The organism is Agrobacterium tumefaciens, assembly GCF_005221325.1.
Taxonomy (GTDB): Bacteria; Pseudomonadota; Alphaproteobacteria; order Rhizobiales; family Rhizobiaceae; genus Agrobacterium.
Genome location: NZ_CP039889.1, coordinates 2159611 through 2175850 on the forward strand (window position 1 = coordinate 2159611; position 16240 = coordinate 2175850).

12 protein-coding genes are annotated in these 16240 nt (G+C 60.7%); 1 reads left to right on the plus strand and 11 read right to left on the minus strand.

From position 1 onward, the window contains the following. Positions 1 to 44: 44 nt before the first annotated feature. The 8 genes from CFBP5499_RS24875 to CFBP5499_RS24910 form a co-directional block, all read right to left on the minus strand. On the minus strand, positions 45 to 1583 hold the full coding sequence (locus CFBP5499_RS24875) for a hydantoinase/oxoprolinase N-terminal domain-containing protein (RefSeq protein WP_080827665.1): 1539 nt from the start codon (positions 1581 to 1583) through the stop codon (positions 45 to 47). After that, on the minus strand, positions 1580 to 2656 hold the full coding sequence (locus CFBP5499_RS24880; RefSeq protein WP_080827664.1) for a DUF917 domain-containing protein: 1077 nt from the start codon (positions 2654 to 2656) through the stop codon (positions 1580 to 1582). The genes CFBP5499_RS24875 and CFBP5499_RS24880 overlap by 4 nt, the downstream gene beginning before the upstream one ends. 115 nt (positions 2657 to 2771) lie before the next feature. Continuing rightward, positions 2772 to 4367, minus strand: coding sequence for an ABC transporter substrate-binding protein (locus CFBP5499_RS24885; protein ID WP_175416887.1), 1596 nt, complete (start codon positions 4365 to 4367; stop codon positions 2772 to 2774). A 43-nt stretch (positions 4368 to 4410) separates the two neighbouring features. Continuing rightward, a complete protein-coding gene (locus CFBP5499_RS24890; protein ID WP_003524599.1) occupies positions 4411 to 5544 on the minus strand; it encodes a DUF917 domain-containing protein in 1134 nt (377 codons plus the stop codon). Then, positions 5537 to 7093: a hydantoinase/oxoprolinase N-terminal domain-containing protein gene (locus CFBP5499_RS24895; RefSeq protein ID WP_080830085.1), complete on the minus strand. Its 1557-nt coding sequence runs from the start codon at positions 7091 to 7093 to the stop codon at positions 5537 to 5539. The genes CFBP5499_RS24890 and CFBP5499_RS24895 overlap by 8 nt, the downstream gene beginning before the upstream one ends. 17 nt (positions 7094 to 7110) lie before the next feature. Beyond that, complete coding sequence (nikE, locus tag CFBP5499_RS24900; protein ID WP_080827662.1) at positions 7111 to 8757, minus strand: nickel ABC transporter ATP-binding protein NikE; 1647 nt, start codon at positions 8755 to 8757, stop codon at positions 7111 to 7113. A gap of 4 nt (positions 8758 to 8761) precedes the next feature. Beyond that, positions 8762 to 9643, minus strand: coding sequence for an ABC transporter permease (locus tag CFBP5499_RS24905; protein ID WP_059753285.1), 882 nt, complete (start codon positions 9641 to 9643; stop codon positions 8762 to 8764). Then, positions 9643 to 10671: an ABC transporter permease gene (locus CFBP5499_RS24910; RefSeq protein ID WP_080827661.1), complete on the minus strand. Its 1029-nt coding sequence runs from the start codon at positions 10669 to 10671 to the stop codon at positions 9643 to 9645. Before CFBP5499_RS24910 ends, CFBP5499_RS24905 begins: the two co-directional genes overlap by 1 nt. 135 nt (positions 10672 to 10806) lie before the next feature. On the opposite strand from CFBP5499_RS24910, the gene CFBP5499_RS24915 reads away from it, so the two are divergent. After that, entirely contained in the window at positions 10807 to 13158 is a 2352-nt protein-coding gene (locus CFBP5499_RS24915; protein WP_175416888.1) for a helix-turn-helix transcriptional regulator, read from the plus strand. Between the two features lie 352 nt (positions 13159 to 13510). Here the strand turns inward: CFBP5499_RS24915 and CFBP5499_RS24920 are convergent, their stop codons facing one another. The 3 genes from CFBP5499_RS24920 to ggt all read right to left on the minus strand — a co-directional run bounded on the left by CFBP5499_RS24920 (position 13511) and on the right by ggt (position 16192). After that, positions 13511 to 13915: a hypothetical protein gene (locus tag CFBP5499_RS24920; RefSeq protein ID WP_080827660.1), complete on the minus strand. Its 405-nt coding sequence runs from the start codon at positions 13913 to 13915 to the stop codon at positions 13511 to 13513. A 45-nt stretch (positions 13916 to 13960) separates the two neighbouring features. Further along, positions 13961 to 14179: a hypothetical protein gene (locus tag CFBP5499_RS24925; RefSeq protein WP_080827659.1), complete on the minus strand. Its 219-nt coding sequence runs from the start codon at positions 14177 to 14179 to the stop codon at positions 13961 to 13963. 249 nt (positions 14180 to 14428) lie between these two features. Beyond that, complete coding sequence (gene ggt, locus CFBP5499_RS24930; RefSeq protein WP_080827658.1) at positions 14429 to 16192, minus strand: gamma-glutamyltransferase; 1764 nt, start codon at positions 16190 to 16192, stop codon at positions 14429 to 14431. Between the last annotated feature and the right edge of the window lie 48 nt (positions 16193 to 16240).

The following is a 16240-nucleotide window of genomic DNA, read 5'->3' on the forward strand; positions in this document are numbered from 1 at the left end:
TGCTCACTCCCTCGTCGCCCTGCCACCGGCAGTGCCTCTTACAATCAATGAAAGGCGATATCGCCGATGACCCGCACGCGAACACGCCGCGCACCGCCAGGCAGATAGGCGATCGGAATATCCTCCACCTCAAGCGTCTTGAGGCTCGCCCGCTCCGCGCCTGAAGCAACCGCCGCGTTCTGCGCCTCGGTCTCGGCTTTCGCAAGTGCCTCATCGCGGCTCAGTCCGGAAAACACCTGATCGACCTCGCCGGAAACCTGCGCCATCGCCGCACCGAGTGCATTTGCGACGCCGGCATTTTCCACACGCAGCACTTCCGACGCACCCGGAACCGTCTCGGGAATCAGGAACGCCCCGCCGCCCACGGCAACCAGCGGCACGTCTTCGGCAGACGTTTTCATCTGATCGAAACTGTCGGCCACCATGTCGCGGATACGTTGAAGCGTGGCCCGCACGAAAGACGGATCGAGACCTTTCACACGATCGCGGTCACCCATCTCGATCAGACCTGCGGCAACGGCGATATCCGACGTTGTCAGCGTCTCACCGCCGAAAACACGGGCTTCCGTGAGGATGCGATAACCGACCGAGCGCGGGCCGATCTTGCCCGTCTCAGGGTCAACGATGGTGCCGCCCCCCAGCGCAATCGGCAGAAGATCGGGCATACGGAACAAAGTCCGCACACCGCCGATATGAACGATATTGTTCGCCTCCCGCGGAAAACCACCAACAAGGCAGCCGATATCGGAGGTAGTGCCGCCGACATCCACCACCATGGCATCGGTTAGCCCGGTGAGGAAGGCTGCACCACGCATCGAGTTCGTTGGGCCTGAAGCGAAGCTGTGCACCGGGTTGGCAGCGGCGACATTCGCGAGCGCCACGGTGCCGTCATTCTGGGTCAGATAGAACGGGGCCTTCACACCGGCTTCGCGCAACGCATCCGAAAATGCCTGGACGGTTGTCTTGCCAAGTGTTTGGAGTGCCGCGTTCAGCAGGGCGACATTTTCCCGCTCCAGAAGCCCGATGCGGCCAAGCGTATGGGAGAGCGTGATACGCGCGTCGGGGATGACCGAGCGAACGATTTCCGCTGCCCGCACTTCGCATGCGGTTGTCAGCGGCGAGAAGGTTGCCGAAATAGCGATGGAGGTGATGCCCGCATCGCGGATTTTCATCGCGGCCTCCCGAATTTCATCGGGGATCATCGGCACCAACGGGCTGCCGTCATATTCATGGCCACCATGGACCATGAAGATCAACGGATCGACAGCATCGTATAAATCTTTTGGCCAGTCGCACATGGGCGGCAGCGAAGAACCGGTCGGCAGAGCGATGCGGATGGCGGCAATCCGTTCCAGCCGGGCGCGCTCCACCACCGCATTGGTGAAATGGGTGGTGCCGATCATCACCGCATCGATCGGTCGGTCCGCCGCGCCGACATGGCCAGACACATGCGCGAGCGCGGCCTTTACGCCCGACAGAACATCCTGCGTGGTCGGAACCTTGATGGAGGCGACAATGGTGTCTCCATCGATCAAAACGGCATCCGTATTGGTGCCGCCAACGTCAATACCGATGCGTTTCATGGGAATACCGATCTGAAGTCAATGTCATAACCGAAGGCGCGCGGGCCGACGGCGGCGATGCCGGCAGGCGTCGTCAAAAGTTCCGGCGCGGGCAGGGCGACAACCGTGACACGCTGGCCGTAACGCACGGATTCCGTGCCGATGGCGCCGCCGGAAACCGTGTCGAGAAGGCAGAGCAGGTCAGGCGTCATGCCGACTGGCTGGCCATCTCGGAAGGCGACCGCCCATTCGTTCTGGAATGCGAGTTCCATGCGCGAACCACGGTCGGCATCGATACCTTCAATGGTCGTGCTGCCGCGCAGGAAACCACCCGTGGTCTCGCGAGCTACATCCACCACCTTGCCGCGGAACAGCTGCTTGCCGCCCTCGTGGCCGAGAACCGCCTGAACCGGATCGTCATGGCGCGCACGCGCCTCCATCACCGCGCGCCCGAGTTCGGTCGCCTTGGTGACGGTGTAATGAATGCCCCACTCCTTCACTTCCTTGCCGGTGCGCGGGGCCTTGCACGTGGCGGCGGTGGAACCGACCTCGGTGCAGACCTTGCGCGAAATGCGCTCCATCCATTTCCATGAAGCGGCGCGCGTCACGATTACCTCATTGTCGCGCACATCGACCAGCGACAGCGGAAACATCGGCAGGTTGCCGATGGCGAAGGACGTCATCTGCGCTTCCGGATAGGCCCGTCCCATGGCGTCTGCGTTAACGACCGGCCGGTCGAGCACGGCGGCGGCGAGGAAAGACGACAGCGCATTGGAGCCGCCGATCTCCACGCTCATGATCGCCCGGAACGGCTTGCCGAGATAATCCTCCATGACCTCAACAGCGCGGGCGAGATGCACGGGGTCTCCCAGCCGCTCCTGACCGACAAGCGGCGCACCCATCTTGGAGACGACGGCCACCATGTCGTCATCGGCAAGCGCCATGGGATCCATGACCTTCACCCGTCTGCCCTCGGCATAGAGACGCCGCAGATTGAGCGTCGAGATATAGGGGTTGCCGCCGCCACCCGTTCCCAGAATCCAGGCACCGGTGGCCAGAGGTTCGATATCGTCTTCGGAAAATTCCTCGATCATGCGTCATCCTCGGGCATGCCACAGCCGTTCCGGCCGCAGGCGATGCTCCTTCCCTTTGTCGTTCTGGTCTCATCGGTCCCGCCCTGAGGCGGGGCCGGTTTTCCTGAGGCGGAGATCACTCCGCCTTGCAGTCCCAATGGAAGTTGGAGAAGTTCAGGTCCCAGCTCTGCATGGGAATGAACTCGTAACCCTGAAGGCACTTGTTCGCCGCATAACGGCGGTTCGGCGCAACCGCCCAGACGTCAGGCTGAAGGTCAACGATCTTCGTCTGCAGCTCCTTGTAGGTGGCGTTCTGCTCGTTGACATCGGTTGTGGCGCGGACCTTGTCGATCAGCCCGTCGATCTCCGCATTCTGCAACCATTCCATCGACATCCAGGTACCGGACGCCTTGGAATGATACTGGTTGTAGAACATCGAATCCGGCGACGGATAGGTCGGCGAGATGTTCACCTGCGTCGATGCAGGCGTCGTTTCGGGCTTGGAAGAAAGCTCGACGATACGGTTCCAAGGCTCCGGCTTGATATCGAGCGTGATGCCGATCTGCTCGAGGCTCGATTGCAGAAGCAACGCCACTTCCGCCTCGAAGGCGAGCGACGCGACATAGCTGTTGACCAGCGTGATCTTCTGGCCGGCATATTTCGACTTCGCCAGTTCTTCCTTGGCCTTTTCCAGATCGTAGACGCCCGGCTGGATATCGCCGTTATGCGCATCCTTGAACGCGTCAGAGAGCGGGCCCTTCATATCGAAGCCCGGATAGATCACTTCCTGGATCGTCTTGTAGTCGGTCGCATAGGCGATGGCGCGGCGGACGTGGACGTCGTCGGTCGGATAGACCTTGGTGTTGAGCTTGATGACGAAACCGCCGGCGGTACGGGTCTGGATCAGCTTGTAACCCTTCATCCGGCCGATGGATTCATAGGTGTCGTTGCCAAGACCGTGCGAGGAAAGGCCGAGTTCACCCTTTTCCGCCAACGCCTTGACGGTGGCGTCGTCGCTGGTCTGCACGAAGCGCACTTCGTCAATCGGCTTGCCCTTGGTCCAGCCGAGGAAATAATCGGCATTGCGGGCAATGACCATATCGGCGGAACGATTGTAGCTGACGAGCTTGTAGGGGCCGGAACCGGCGGAATGTTCACCGACATAAGCCTCGCCCCATTTGTCCTCGGGCTTGGCATTGGCTTCGATCAGCGTCTTGTTCATCGCCATCATCAGCGGCGTTGCCGCCATGAAGGGCGAGAACTGGCGCTCGATCTTCATCACCAGCGTCGCATCGTCAGGGGCAGTGACGTTTTCGGGCTTGAGCACGCCAACGATGAGGTTCGACGGGCCCTTGTTGATGCCGAGCAGGCGCTGGATCGACCAGGCAAGATCGGCAGCCTTCACCGCCGTGCCGTCCTGGAATTTCGCATCGTCGCGCAGGTGGAAGGTGTAGATCAGGCCGTCGTCGGAAATCTCCCAGGATTTCGCCAGATGTGGCACAATTTCACCCTTGGCGTTCACCGTGGTCAGACCGTCATACATATTCACGATGGCCATGTAGCCGGTGTAGTCAGTCACTTTCGCCGGGTCGAGCGAGCTGAATATCTGCATGGTGTTGACCGCGACCGACACCTTGTCTTCCGCAAGGGCCGCAGAAGAAAGGACCGGCAACGCGAGCGCCGTGCCGAGCGCCAGTGCGGCGAGACGGGAAGAAAGTACAGGCATTTTCATTTTTGTTCTCCTCTTTATTGCGGGTCATTGGCCCCGCTTATGGTTAGGCGGCCTTGCTGACCGGAACGGGCAGCGGTGAGAAAGGAATGTCCGGGTAACCGAAGGCCGCCGGCCCGACGACCTCTAGAGCGCGGGCGCTGCGCAGCAGGTCATGGCAGGGGATGGCGATGACGGCCACGCGCTGGCCATAACGCAGGACTTCAGTGGTGATCGGATAACCCGTGTCCACATCGAGCAGGACGATCAGGTCGGGAACCGTCACCTCCACCTTGCCGTCACGGGAAAACAGCAGGAATTCGTTCTGGATGGCGACGCCCGCCGTTTGGCCGGCGCAATCGTCGAAACCGGACAGCGTGAGATCGCCGACCGCGAAACCGCCGCGCAGATGGCGCTTCAGATCGGTGATCTTGCCGTTGAAGATGCGCCGTCCGCCTTCCAGTGCGCAGACCGCGGCAATCGGGTCTTCCTGCTGTTTGCGGGCACGGATCACCGCCTCACCGATGGCGATCGCCTTGGTATAGGTTTTCGGAATGCCATACTGGTGCACGTAGTGCGCCTGCATCGGCGCGGTCGCCAGCATCGCGCCACCGCCCTGCGAGACGACGCAGGCGCGTGCCATGCGCTCGTGCCAGACCTCGGAAACGGCATGGCTGAAAATGACGGCATTGCCGTGCAGATCGCACATCACCGATGGCGTGGAACTATGGCCGTAGATGGAGAATGTGGTCATCTGCATTTCCGGAAATGCCCGGCCCATGCCGTCGCAATCGAGGATCGGCAGGCCACCGAGCGCCGCCGTCACCAGCGGGTTCATGGAATTGGAACCGCCGATTTCCTCGCAGACGATGGCGTCAACGGGTGTGCGGATCAGCTCTTCCATCGCGCGCAGGCAGCGCAGGCCTTCGCGGCCTTCGCGAATGCGCTCGACGCCGACGACGGGTGCGCCGATGCCACCGATGGACATGCAGAGCGCATCCGGCTCGATGGCATCGGTTGCGAGGATCTTCATCTCATAACCGGCCTTCATGGCCTCCAGCGCCAGAAGCTTGCCGAGATAGGGGTTGCCGCCGCCGCCCGTGCCGAGAATGCCTGCGCCGATTTCCAGCGCGTCGAGATCTTCACGGGTCAGCGTCCGCAATGCCGCGTCGTCATATTTCAGCTTGCGTGTCTCAGCCATGATTGGCTCCCATTTCTCCAACAACTTTCACATGAATGCGGGTGGCATTGCCGGGCAGGTAAGCCAGCGGCATATCCTCGCGCTCGATGACCTCAAGCGTTTCGGCAACCGCGCCGGCGGCAATCGCCTTTTCGCGTGCCTCGGCCTCGGCCTCGGCAAGCGCACTTTCACGCGTGCGGCCCTCGATCAGCGAGAAGACCCGGTCCGTCTCACCGCTGATCTGCGCGATCGCTGCACCTACAGCATTGGCCACCGCGAAATTCTCAGGCCGAATGACCTCCAGATCGCCAATACGATCCGGCATCAGGATGGAACCGCCGCCAACAGCAATCACCGGCACCGGTGAGGACGAGATCCGGCTGCGCTCCACGCAAGCCTCGAGCATGTCGTTGATCTTGTCGACCGCCGCATCCACGAGCTTTTTGTCGAGACTGGAGACCAGTGCCTTTTCGCCCACATCCGCCTTGCCGGATGCAACCGCGATATCGGTCGCCGTCAGGGTCGATCCGCCGAAGCAGAGCGCCTCGCGGCGAACCCGGTAACCGACGGATTTGGGACCGACGGTCAGGCCATGATCGCCATTGACCACCAGCGAACCGCCGCCAAGACCGATGGAGAAAACATCAGGCATGCGGAAATTGGTGCGCACGCCGCCAATATCCACCGTCGTGGACGCCTGGCGCGGAAAGCCGTGCGACAGCGAGCCGACATCGGAGGTGGTGCCGCCCACATCCACGACCACGGCATCCTTGAGGCCGGTGAGGAAAGCCGCACCACGCATGGAATTCGTCGGGCCGGAAGCGAAGGTGAGCACGGGGAAACCGCGCACCACATCCGCCGCCATCAGCGTGCCGTCGTTCTGGGTGATGTAGAACGGGCAGGTTATGTCCGCTGCCTTCAGCGCCTCGCCAAAAGCGGCGACGGTGCGGTCGGCAAGCGAGAGAAGGCTGGCATTCATGATCGCAGCACTTTCACGCGCAAGCAGACCGTGACGGCCAATATCCTTGGACATCACCACCGGCAGGCCGGGGCAACGCTCCTGCAGGATTTCCTTCGCCCGCAGTTCCATCGCATCGTTGATGCCGCTGAAAACGCAGGTGACGGCGGCGGCCTTCAGGCCCTTGGCACGGATATCGGCGGCGATGCGGATAATTTCGTCCTCATCGAGCGGCGAAATTTCGCGGCCGTCGAATTCGTAACCGCCGCGCACCTGGTAACCGTGGTTGCCGACGATTTCCTTCAGATCATCGGGCCAGTCGACCATGGGCGGCAGGCCGGCGCCGGAAGGCAGCCCGAGACGGATGGCGGCCACCTCATCCATATGCCGGCGCTCGATCACCGCATTGGTGAAATGCGTGGTGCCGATCATCACGGCGCCAATGCGCGCCCGGTCGATGCCCGACGCCTCGATGACCTTTTCAAGGGCTTCGATGACACCGGACGTCACATCCTCTGTCGTGGAGGCCTTCACCCCCGCCAGAACGGTCTTTTCCTGCAACACAACGGCATCGGTATTCGTGCCGCCGACGTCAATTCCAACGCGATACACGTCAGGCTCCTCTTTCATCAATCGGTCGTTTTTACGAGGAAGCGCATGCGCTCTTCCTCGGTCACGGTGGGTTTCAGACGCTCTTCCTCGTCGGTGACGACGGGGATGGCCGCGATCAGGGCGCGGGTATAGGGATGGGACGGTTCGGCGAAGACCGCGGATGTCACGCCCTCCTCAACGATCTCGCCGCGCAGCATGATGGCGATACGCGAACAGAAATTGCGCATCAGCGACAGGTCGTGCGAGATCATCAGATAGGTGAGGCCAAGCTCCTCGCGCAGCTGCAGCAGAAGATCGATCACCGTCTTCTGCACGGAGACATCGAGTGCCGCCGTCGGCTCATCGAGGATGAGGATTTTCGGCTCGGCGGCCAGCGCACGGGCGATCGCCACACGCTGCTTCTGTCCGCCGGAAAGCTCATGCGGGTATTTGCCGAGATAAGATTGCGGCAATCGCACCAGCCCCAACAGTTCCTGCATCCTGTTTTCGCGCGCTTCACCGTCCAGGCCGATGGATTTCAGCGGCAGTGCCAGCGTCTGTTTGACAGTGCGCTTCGGATTGAGGGACGTGCCGGGATTTTGATAAACGATCTGCGTCAGCCGCTTGCCGCGCTCAGGCGCCGGGCCGTCTATCAAGAGATTGCCGGAGGTGGGGCGTGAAAGACCCATGATCATACGCGCGACCGAGGTTTTTCCCGAACCGGATTCACCCGCGAGCCCGAAAACTTCACCTTCCTTCAGTGTCAGGTTCACATCGCGCACGGCGTGATAACCGTTGCGTCTGCCATAAATCTTGTTCAGTCCTTCGATGGTGACGATCGGCGAGCGCGTGCTTTGCGCCAGATCGGTGACGCGCTCGCCGTAGAGCGGCGGCACCGCATCCAGCAGCGAACGCGTATAATCCGCAGCAGGGGCATGCAGGATTTGCGTGCATGGGCCGGTCTCCACGATGTCACCGTGATGCATGACCACGACCCTGTCTGCCACCTTGCGCACGACACCGAGATTGTGGGTTATCATCAGCAGCGCCATGTTTTCTTCGGCAACCAGCTGGTTGATGAGATTGAGGATTTCATCCTGCGTCGTCACGTCGAGCGCGGTGCCGGGCTCATCGGCGATCAGGAGCTTCGGCTGGTGCAGCAGCGCAAGCCCGATCAGCACACGCTGGCGCATGCCACCCGAAAGCTCGGAGGGATAGGCATTCATCACCCGCTCGGTATCGGCAAGCTGCACCCGGCGCAGCACCGCGGCGATGCGGTTGCGTCGCTCCGCTTTCGACGAGTAGATGCCATCGCGTTTGTCGGCAAAGCGCATGACATCATCGAGATGCGTGCCGATCTTGAAGACCGGATTGAAGGAGGACAGCGGGTCCTGCATGATCAGCGAAAACGCCGTGCCCTTCAGCGCCTCACGCTCCCTTCGCGGCATGGACAGCACATCCCGGCCATCGATGGCGATCGCACCTGACGTGATCGCGGCATTCTTCGGCAAAGTGCCGATGATGGCCTTGGCGGTGACCGATTTGCCCGATCCGGTTTCGCCGATCAGCGCCACGCGTTCGCCGGCGGCAACCGTGAAGGCGACATCGCGCAGCACCTGCCGGGTGCGGCCATAATTGGTGAAGGTGACGTTGAGGTTTTCGACCTTGAGAAGCGGTTCAGTCATGACTTTAGCTTTCCACGTCGAACATGTCGCGCAGGCCGTCGCCCAGCAGATTGAAACCAAGCGTCACGTAAAGCACAGCCGCGCCGGGGCAGAGCACTTCCCACCAGAAATCCGGCATGAACTGGCGACCGTCGGCAACCATCGATCCGAGGTCGGGGGTCGGCGGTTTAACGCCGAAACCGAGGAAGCTCAGCGTCGCACCGAACAGGATGACAAAGGCGGCATCCAGCGTCGTCTTGACCGATATGACCGAGACGCAATTGGGCAGGATTTCGCGAAAGAGAATGTGCAGCGGGCCTGCACCGGCAAGGCGTGCGGCCTCGATATAGTCTTCCGAGGCGATGGACTTCGACACCGAATAGATCAGCCGCGCATGCCAGGTCCACCACAGCAGCGTGATCGCGATCATGGCATTCATCAGTGTCGGTTCCAGGAGGTTGGAAACCGCGAGCGCCATGACGAGCGGCGGCATGGCCAGCATCACATTCGTCAGGCCGCTGATGAGCTTTTCAGTCCAGCCACCGAAATAACCGGCGACGAGGCCAAGCACGGTGCCGACTGGCACGGAAATACCGAGCACGCCGATGACGAGAAGGAGGGAAACACGCAGCCCGAAGATGGTGCGGGAAAAGATATCGCGCCCGGCCTTGTCGGTGCCGAACCAGTGCTCCAAATCCGGCGGCATATGGCGGGCGCGGAAATCGACCACTGCACCGATATGTTTCGGATAGGGCGTGAGCCAAGGCGCAAAGACCGCCAGCACCAGCACCGATAGCAGGATCAGCGAACCGATGACGGCTGCCGGATTACGGCTGAAGCGATACCACATCATGTAACCGGCGCTTAAGCCCCGATCGGTGGGTTCGAGCATTTTCATATCAGCCATCAGCGAGCCTCCTTGCGGCGCAGGCGCGGGTCGATGATCGAGATCAGGACATCCACGATCAGGTTCGCAACGATGAAGAACAGGCCGGCCACCAGCACCACGGCGGTGACGGCATTGAGGTCTTTCTGCAGGATGGCGTTCAGCCCGTAGGAAGCGAAACCGCCCCAAGCGAAGACCATCTCGATCACGAAGGCATTGCCGATCAGCGAGGCGAATTCGAGCCCCATGATCGTCAGCGGCGCGATGGAGGAGAGCTTCAGCAAATAACGGAAGATGATCACCCGTTCCGGCACGCCGAAGCTCTGCAGGGTGAGAACATGGTCCTTGCGCTGGTTTTCAATCATCGAGGAACGCGTGATGCGGGTAATCTGGCCGATGCCGGCCATGGAAAGCGCAAATGCCGGCAGCGCAAGATGTTTTAGCGCATCGAGTACGACGTCGAAACGTCCGGCCAGCATGCCGTCGATCAGGATGAAACCGGTCGGACCACCCTGCCAGCCGAGCCCGTGATCAAGCCTGCCGATGATCGGCCAGCCGGAAATAAAGCGGGCGGCCAGCAATTGCAGCGTGATGGCGAAGAGGAAGCTCGGGATCGTCACGCCGGTGAGCGACAAAATGCGACCGATATGGTCGAGCGGCCGGTCACGGTAATGCGCGGTGATGACGCCGAGCGGGATGGCGACGGCAAACATGAAGACAACCGACACCAGAACCAGTTCGACGGTCGCAGGAACGGTCTGCGCCAGATCGGTGGTGACGGGACGCTGCGACACCAGCGAGAAACCAAGATCGCCATGCAGTGCATTGCCGATATAATCGAGATATTGGACGGCGAGCGGCTTGTCGAGACCCATCTCGCCGCGCAACGCGTCCACCTGCTCCTGCGTTGCCGCAGGGCCGAGCGCCATGCGGGCGGGGTCACCCGGCACCACACGGGCCAGAGCGAAAATCATGATGGACAGGGCGATCATGACCAGCATGAAGGTGCCGAGCCTGTTCAAAATCGCGACCAGCGGATGTTGCTGCATCGGTGGAACGTTCCTTGTGCATCAGTTGCCTGAGCCCAAGTTTTCATCGTCAACACATTTCAACAATCTCTAAAAGGTATAGTTTTTTGGAAGATTGGTATAGGTTTTGGTGCTTAAATCTCTTATCCCTCGCGAATGATGCTTTTGCCCCGAGCCCGCCTTTGCCGTCATATCGCCCGCGAAACCGCCGGTGTCATTTTTCTGCGTGCCCCGGCGGGAGCGGGAAAAAGTGTGCTGCTGGAGATGCTCGCGAAAGAGTTGGGCGCCACCATATGCCACACCCACCAGCCGCGAAGCGACGAGGTGGTCGACGGCTGCCTTCTTTGGGACGTCCCGGTTTTTGCGCGGGCAGTGCGCATGCCTGCCGGCATTCTGGAATCGGTGCGTTTTGTGGTCATCGCCTGCCGTCCCGATCAACGGATCAGCGGGCTGGCGCGACAAATCCTGCATCGCGGATCGCGCACCATCGGGCCGGATGAACTGGCGCTGGGGAACGATGAAGCCGAAAGCCTCCCAGCTGAACAGCGACGTATTGCTCTTGAAGATTTTGCGGGATGGCCAGCCTTCCTGGCGTTGGCCCGGCACCCGGACGACACACTGTGCGCAGAGTATCTGCGGGAGAACTATCTGCCGCATCTTTCTCCTGCTCAGACAGTCGAGCTTTGCTTCTGGCTCGAAAATCCGTCTGCGGAACCCAAGGCGGGGTGGAGGGAATTGCTCCCTCCTTTCCTTACCGGACGCCCCGAACAACATCCCACGCTCATACGGCTTTTGACCCTGGCGGCACGGGACCGCCTCGCCACCTTGCAGGCTGGCAGCGCCGTGGTGGAGGTCGCGTCCGCTTTTGAAAGGGCAGGGAACTCGCTCGCGGCAATGGCGATACTGCTCGACCGGGGTTATGAGACCCACGCCGCACAAATGCTTGAACGCGCCCACGGCCGTGAACTGATCTACCGAAGCAGCATCGACAGGTTTCGCGAGATCATCATGCGGTTCTCACAGGACATGATTGCAACGAATGAAACCGTGCTTTTCGCTGTGACCCGCGCCCTGCTGAAACAGGGCGAGTTGCAGCGCGTGCGACATCTGGTCGGCAAAAGCCTTGGATCGGACTATCTCGATCCGCTGAAGGTGCTTGCCCGGGACTCAAGGTTTTCCTTCGCTGCCCGAACCTTCCGGCTGAACCTGATGATCGCCGAGGACCTGACGCCCAATGACGCGATGATAACGCGCCTCGGCGAGTTCATGGCCGATTATCCGTTGGACGATCATGGCAAGTGGGCGTCCTACTACAATGCGTTGCTTGAATTCGAAATCCGCCGCCGCAATTTTCGCGAGGCGGAGGCGGCTGCCGCCCGCGCCCTCATCTATCTGCGCAAGATGGGTGGGCAGCCCCTGCTTGAATTCTTCATCCATCTGCATCAGATCGTGCTGCGGATGATGAGCGGTGACGTGCTTCTGGCGCGCCGGGCGGCGCAGGATGCTCGCGCAAGGCTGGAACAGGTGCCGCATGATGCCGCGCAGGAGTTCCGGATGTTGCGGCTTGCAGAAGCCTGTCTCGCCTATGAAGCGGGAAAGCCGCGCGATCTGCTGCATTTCGTTGAGCACGAATTCGATCACTTCGCCGCCGCCGAAATCTGGCCAAGCCTGATGCAATTTGCGTTGTTTTACGCCTCGCAGGTGCTCATCGACCATTTTCCGATGACCGTTCGTGCGGGTTTTCTGGATGGTCTCTGGATCCACCTGTCGGAAGGCCTTCAATTCCATGCGATGATGGAGATCAGGACGGCGATCGCCTACCAGAATGCCAATCGCTGGGCGGATGCTGCCGCCACTCTTTCGGCAATCCGCATGCCGATGGGCCGCAACTGGGTGGAAAGCGCGCATGAGGACCTTTCAAGGCTCGCGCGCCGAGACGAAATCGCCTACGTCATGGCGTGGCTGCGTGACGCCGTGCATCTTTTCACGCCGCGCGCCTATCTCTCTCGCCAGATAGACGCGATGATCGCCAACCCCAAAGTTACCAACCGGGAAAAAGTCGCGCTCAGGATATGGCAGAGCTATGCCGCGCATCAGCGCCGCGACAATGCCGCTGCCCGCGCGCATATCCTCACAGCCCTTGAATCTGCGACCCGCCTTGGCTGCAGAGGTGTATTGTCGGAGGAGCGTATCTTCCTGTCACCGCTTTTGAACAACCGTCGCATCCGCAGTTTCATCGAGACCTCTTCCGATGTCCGTACCGCGCTGTCGATATTCGCCGACTCGGTAAACTCCCCGCAGGCACGCGCCCTGCATGGCGGGCTTTCCCAGCGGGAAGCGCAGATGCTGCAGCTGCTTGCCAGCGGTATGTCGAACAAGAAGATCGCCCAGACGCTGAACATCTCGGAAGTGACGGTAAAGTTTCACTTGGGCAACCTTTTCCGTAAGCTTGATTGCAAGCGGCGTTCCGAAGCCATTCGTGCAGCGAAGGCTCTCGATTGGCTTTAATCAGCACGTCATGAAGATAAATAGGGGTGTATGCACGGTCGGGCTCCTTCAAGTCGATGTTCGACCGGAGCCTTTCTCCAAGCTGAGACCCACACGGACGAACAGATGGATGCACAAAGCAATCCTTCGTTCGTCGTGGGAATCTCCGACCAGAGGCCAAAGACCAGAGCTTCCGTTACCAGAAGGACTTGGGCTTGCCAAACCAAGTCTGCCTTTTGCGACAGGGCTGTTCTAGCGCTGTCGTGTTCGGTCTGCGAGAAGGGGCCAGCGAGTGCCTTTGGCCAACGCAAAGACGTGCCCTGGTGCATAAAAGGCATCATGCCACCGACGTCAGATGGGGTTGAGCAGCGCCTTACACGCCCTTCATGATATTGCAGATGCCCTCGCGAATAACGTTCTTGTCGGCGATCTGTCCTGCCTGGATATTGAAAACGGCGTCGATCCGGACAGCATTGCCCTTCTGCCGCGCGACCACCCGCAACGTCTGGATTCTGCCGCTACCGCTGGTTTCCTGATGGGCATCGATCGACGAAAGTGCCTTGTTGATCTGGATGCCGGAGAAACCTTCCGCTGCGACGGCCTGGGCAAGCTTTTGAAGCACCGCGGGTGCCTTGGCTTTCGGCAGTTCCTGCCAGGATTTGTAAGAGACGGCCGTCACCATTGGCACGCCCGAAACGGTGAAGTTTTTCTCGCAGGACGCCGCGAAGGCAGGGCTTGAGAAGGCGATGAGGCCAAGGGCTGCGATAAGAGATTTCATGGGTATGATCCGATTGTTGGTGAAGGTTTTCAGCTGTTGCCCGCGTCAGAACGACGACCGTTTTCCCCGGTAGGTCGTGGGCGGCGGCAGGGCTTCATGGGCTTGTGCCAGCGTCTCCAGCCATGTTGCCAGCCCCTCAGGAACGGCTTCATTGCCGGTCTCCAGCGCTTCGATCCATGAGAGCTCGCATTGCAAGGCAGAGGCAATATTGATTGGCGTCCAGCGGATCACCCGCAGGCATTCGTTGAAGCGATCTGGCGACATGATGATTTGTTATGTTCCCCGTCATTTTCTGACCGAAGCTCGCCCACGCGGTTCAAAGAGTCAATCATTTATGCAACTTTTGATTGGCGTAAGTTGGATCGCTTGTTGCCGTTCGGTCGCAGCCGGACCAAATTGCGCCGGAAGCGATCCGCAGCTTGCCAGGTTATGCAGTCCGTAAGCGGCCTGTGGACCGAGCGGTCGGAATGCATGGATAGTCGCCTTCAGGGTTAAAGCCTTGGAGCCGAAGTTTCAGATCCCGCCCCCTGTAACCGCCCCCTCGCGTCGTGGATCGGCGCTGCCGGCCAAACCTTGGGCAGTTATTTCGATGGCATGCAAACCGGAATTCATCTCACCCGGTTTCACCTCGTAACCCAGCGCCTTCAGCGGCCCGGCCAGTTCTTCCGCGCTGGTGCCGGCCTCGATGTCGTAGATGCCGAACCGGTTGATGAGATGCGGCTGGGCGACGATCGCCTCAACCGGCATGCCCCAGTCAATATAGGCGATCAGCGCCTGCGCCACGTAGCCGATGATCTGGCTACCGCCGGGTGAACCAATGGCGAGCAGTGGCTTGCCATCCTTCATCACGATGGTCGGCGCCATGGAGGAGCGCGGCCGTTTGCCGGGTTCGACGCGGTTGGCGATCGGCAAGCCGCCGTCATGGGTCTTGAAGGAAAAATCCGTCAACTCGTTATTGAGCAGGAATCCGTTCGTCATCAGACGCGAACCGAAGCCGTTTTCGATCGTCGTCGTCATCGAGACCACGTTGCCTTCTCTGTCGACAATGACGAAATGGCTGGTAGAGGGCAATTCGAGCGCGGCATCCCGGCCGAAAAGCAGCGCGTGGTCCCATTCCGGCTCGCCGGCCTTGACGGCATCCTTGGCCAGTGCCTTGTCGCCGTCGAGCAGCTTTGCTCTCTCGCCCAGATAGGTCTTGTCCAGCAGGCCCTTGGCCGGTAGCGGCACGAAACCGGTGTCAGCGACGTAACGCTCGCGGTCGGCGAAGGCGAGACGTTGCGCATCGCCGATAATGCGCCAGCTTTCGACATTTTTCGGCCCCAGTGACTTGAGATCAAAATTCTCCGCCATGCCGAGCATCTGGCCGATGGCGATGGCGCCCGACGATGGCGGTCCCATGCCGCAAACGTCAAGCGCACGATAGATGAAGCAGACAGGCTCGCGCTCGATGACGCGATAGTTGGAAAGATCGGAAAGCGACAGCACGCCGGGATTGTCGGTGGCCTCGCGCACAGTCTTAACGAGCGCTTCGGCAATTCTCCCCTTGTAAAAGGCGTCTGCGCCGCCTTTGGCGAGGGCCGAAAGCGTCTCGGCATAGTCAGGGTTTTTCAACAGGGCACCGGTCTGCAGGGCTGCGCCGGAGGTGTCAAAAAAATAGGACCGGGCCTCTGGATATTTCTTCAACCGGTCGCCTTCGGACGCGATGAGGGAGGCGAGGCGCGGCGACACTTTGAAGCCCTCGGTTGCCAGCTTTTCCGCCGGCTTGAGCAGATTTGCCCACTCCGCCTTTCCATAGCGTTTATGGGCCTCATCCATAAGTCGCACCGTTCCCGGCGTACCAACGGAGCGGCCGCCGATTACTGCGTCCATGAATTTGAGCGGCTGACCTTTGTCGTCCAGGAACAGCTTTGGCGTGGCCTCCATCGGCGCCGTCTCCCGGCCGTCCAACGTCGTCAGCTTGCCGGTTTTCGCATTGTAATAGACGAGGAAGGCACCGCCGCCGAGCCCGGAACTCTGCGGTTCAACGAGGCCCAGCACGGTCTGCACCGCCACCATCGCATCGATGGCGTTGCCGCCCGCGGCGATCACGTCGCGCCCCGCCTCGGCCGCCAGCGGATTGGCCGCTGCGACCATGAAGCTTTTTGACTCGACACGTCTGGCTGTCGCAACGTCGGTCGCTTTCTCGGGCGCCACCGTGTCAGACGCCTGCTGCGCGGAGGCGATTGCGGTGGAAAATACTAAGGCGAGAACAGCCTCACCGAGAAATCTCATCTTCATGGCCTTATCCTCCAGAGCGGCGCAACCCGTTAATGTGAGACGGGCATG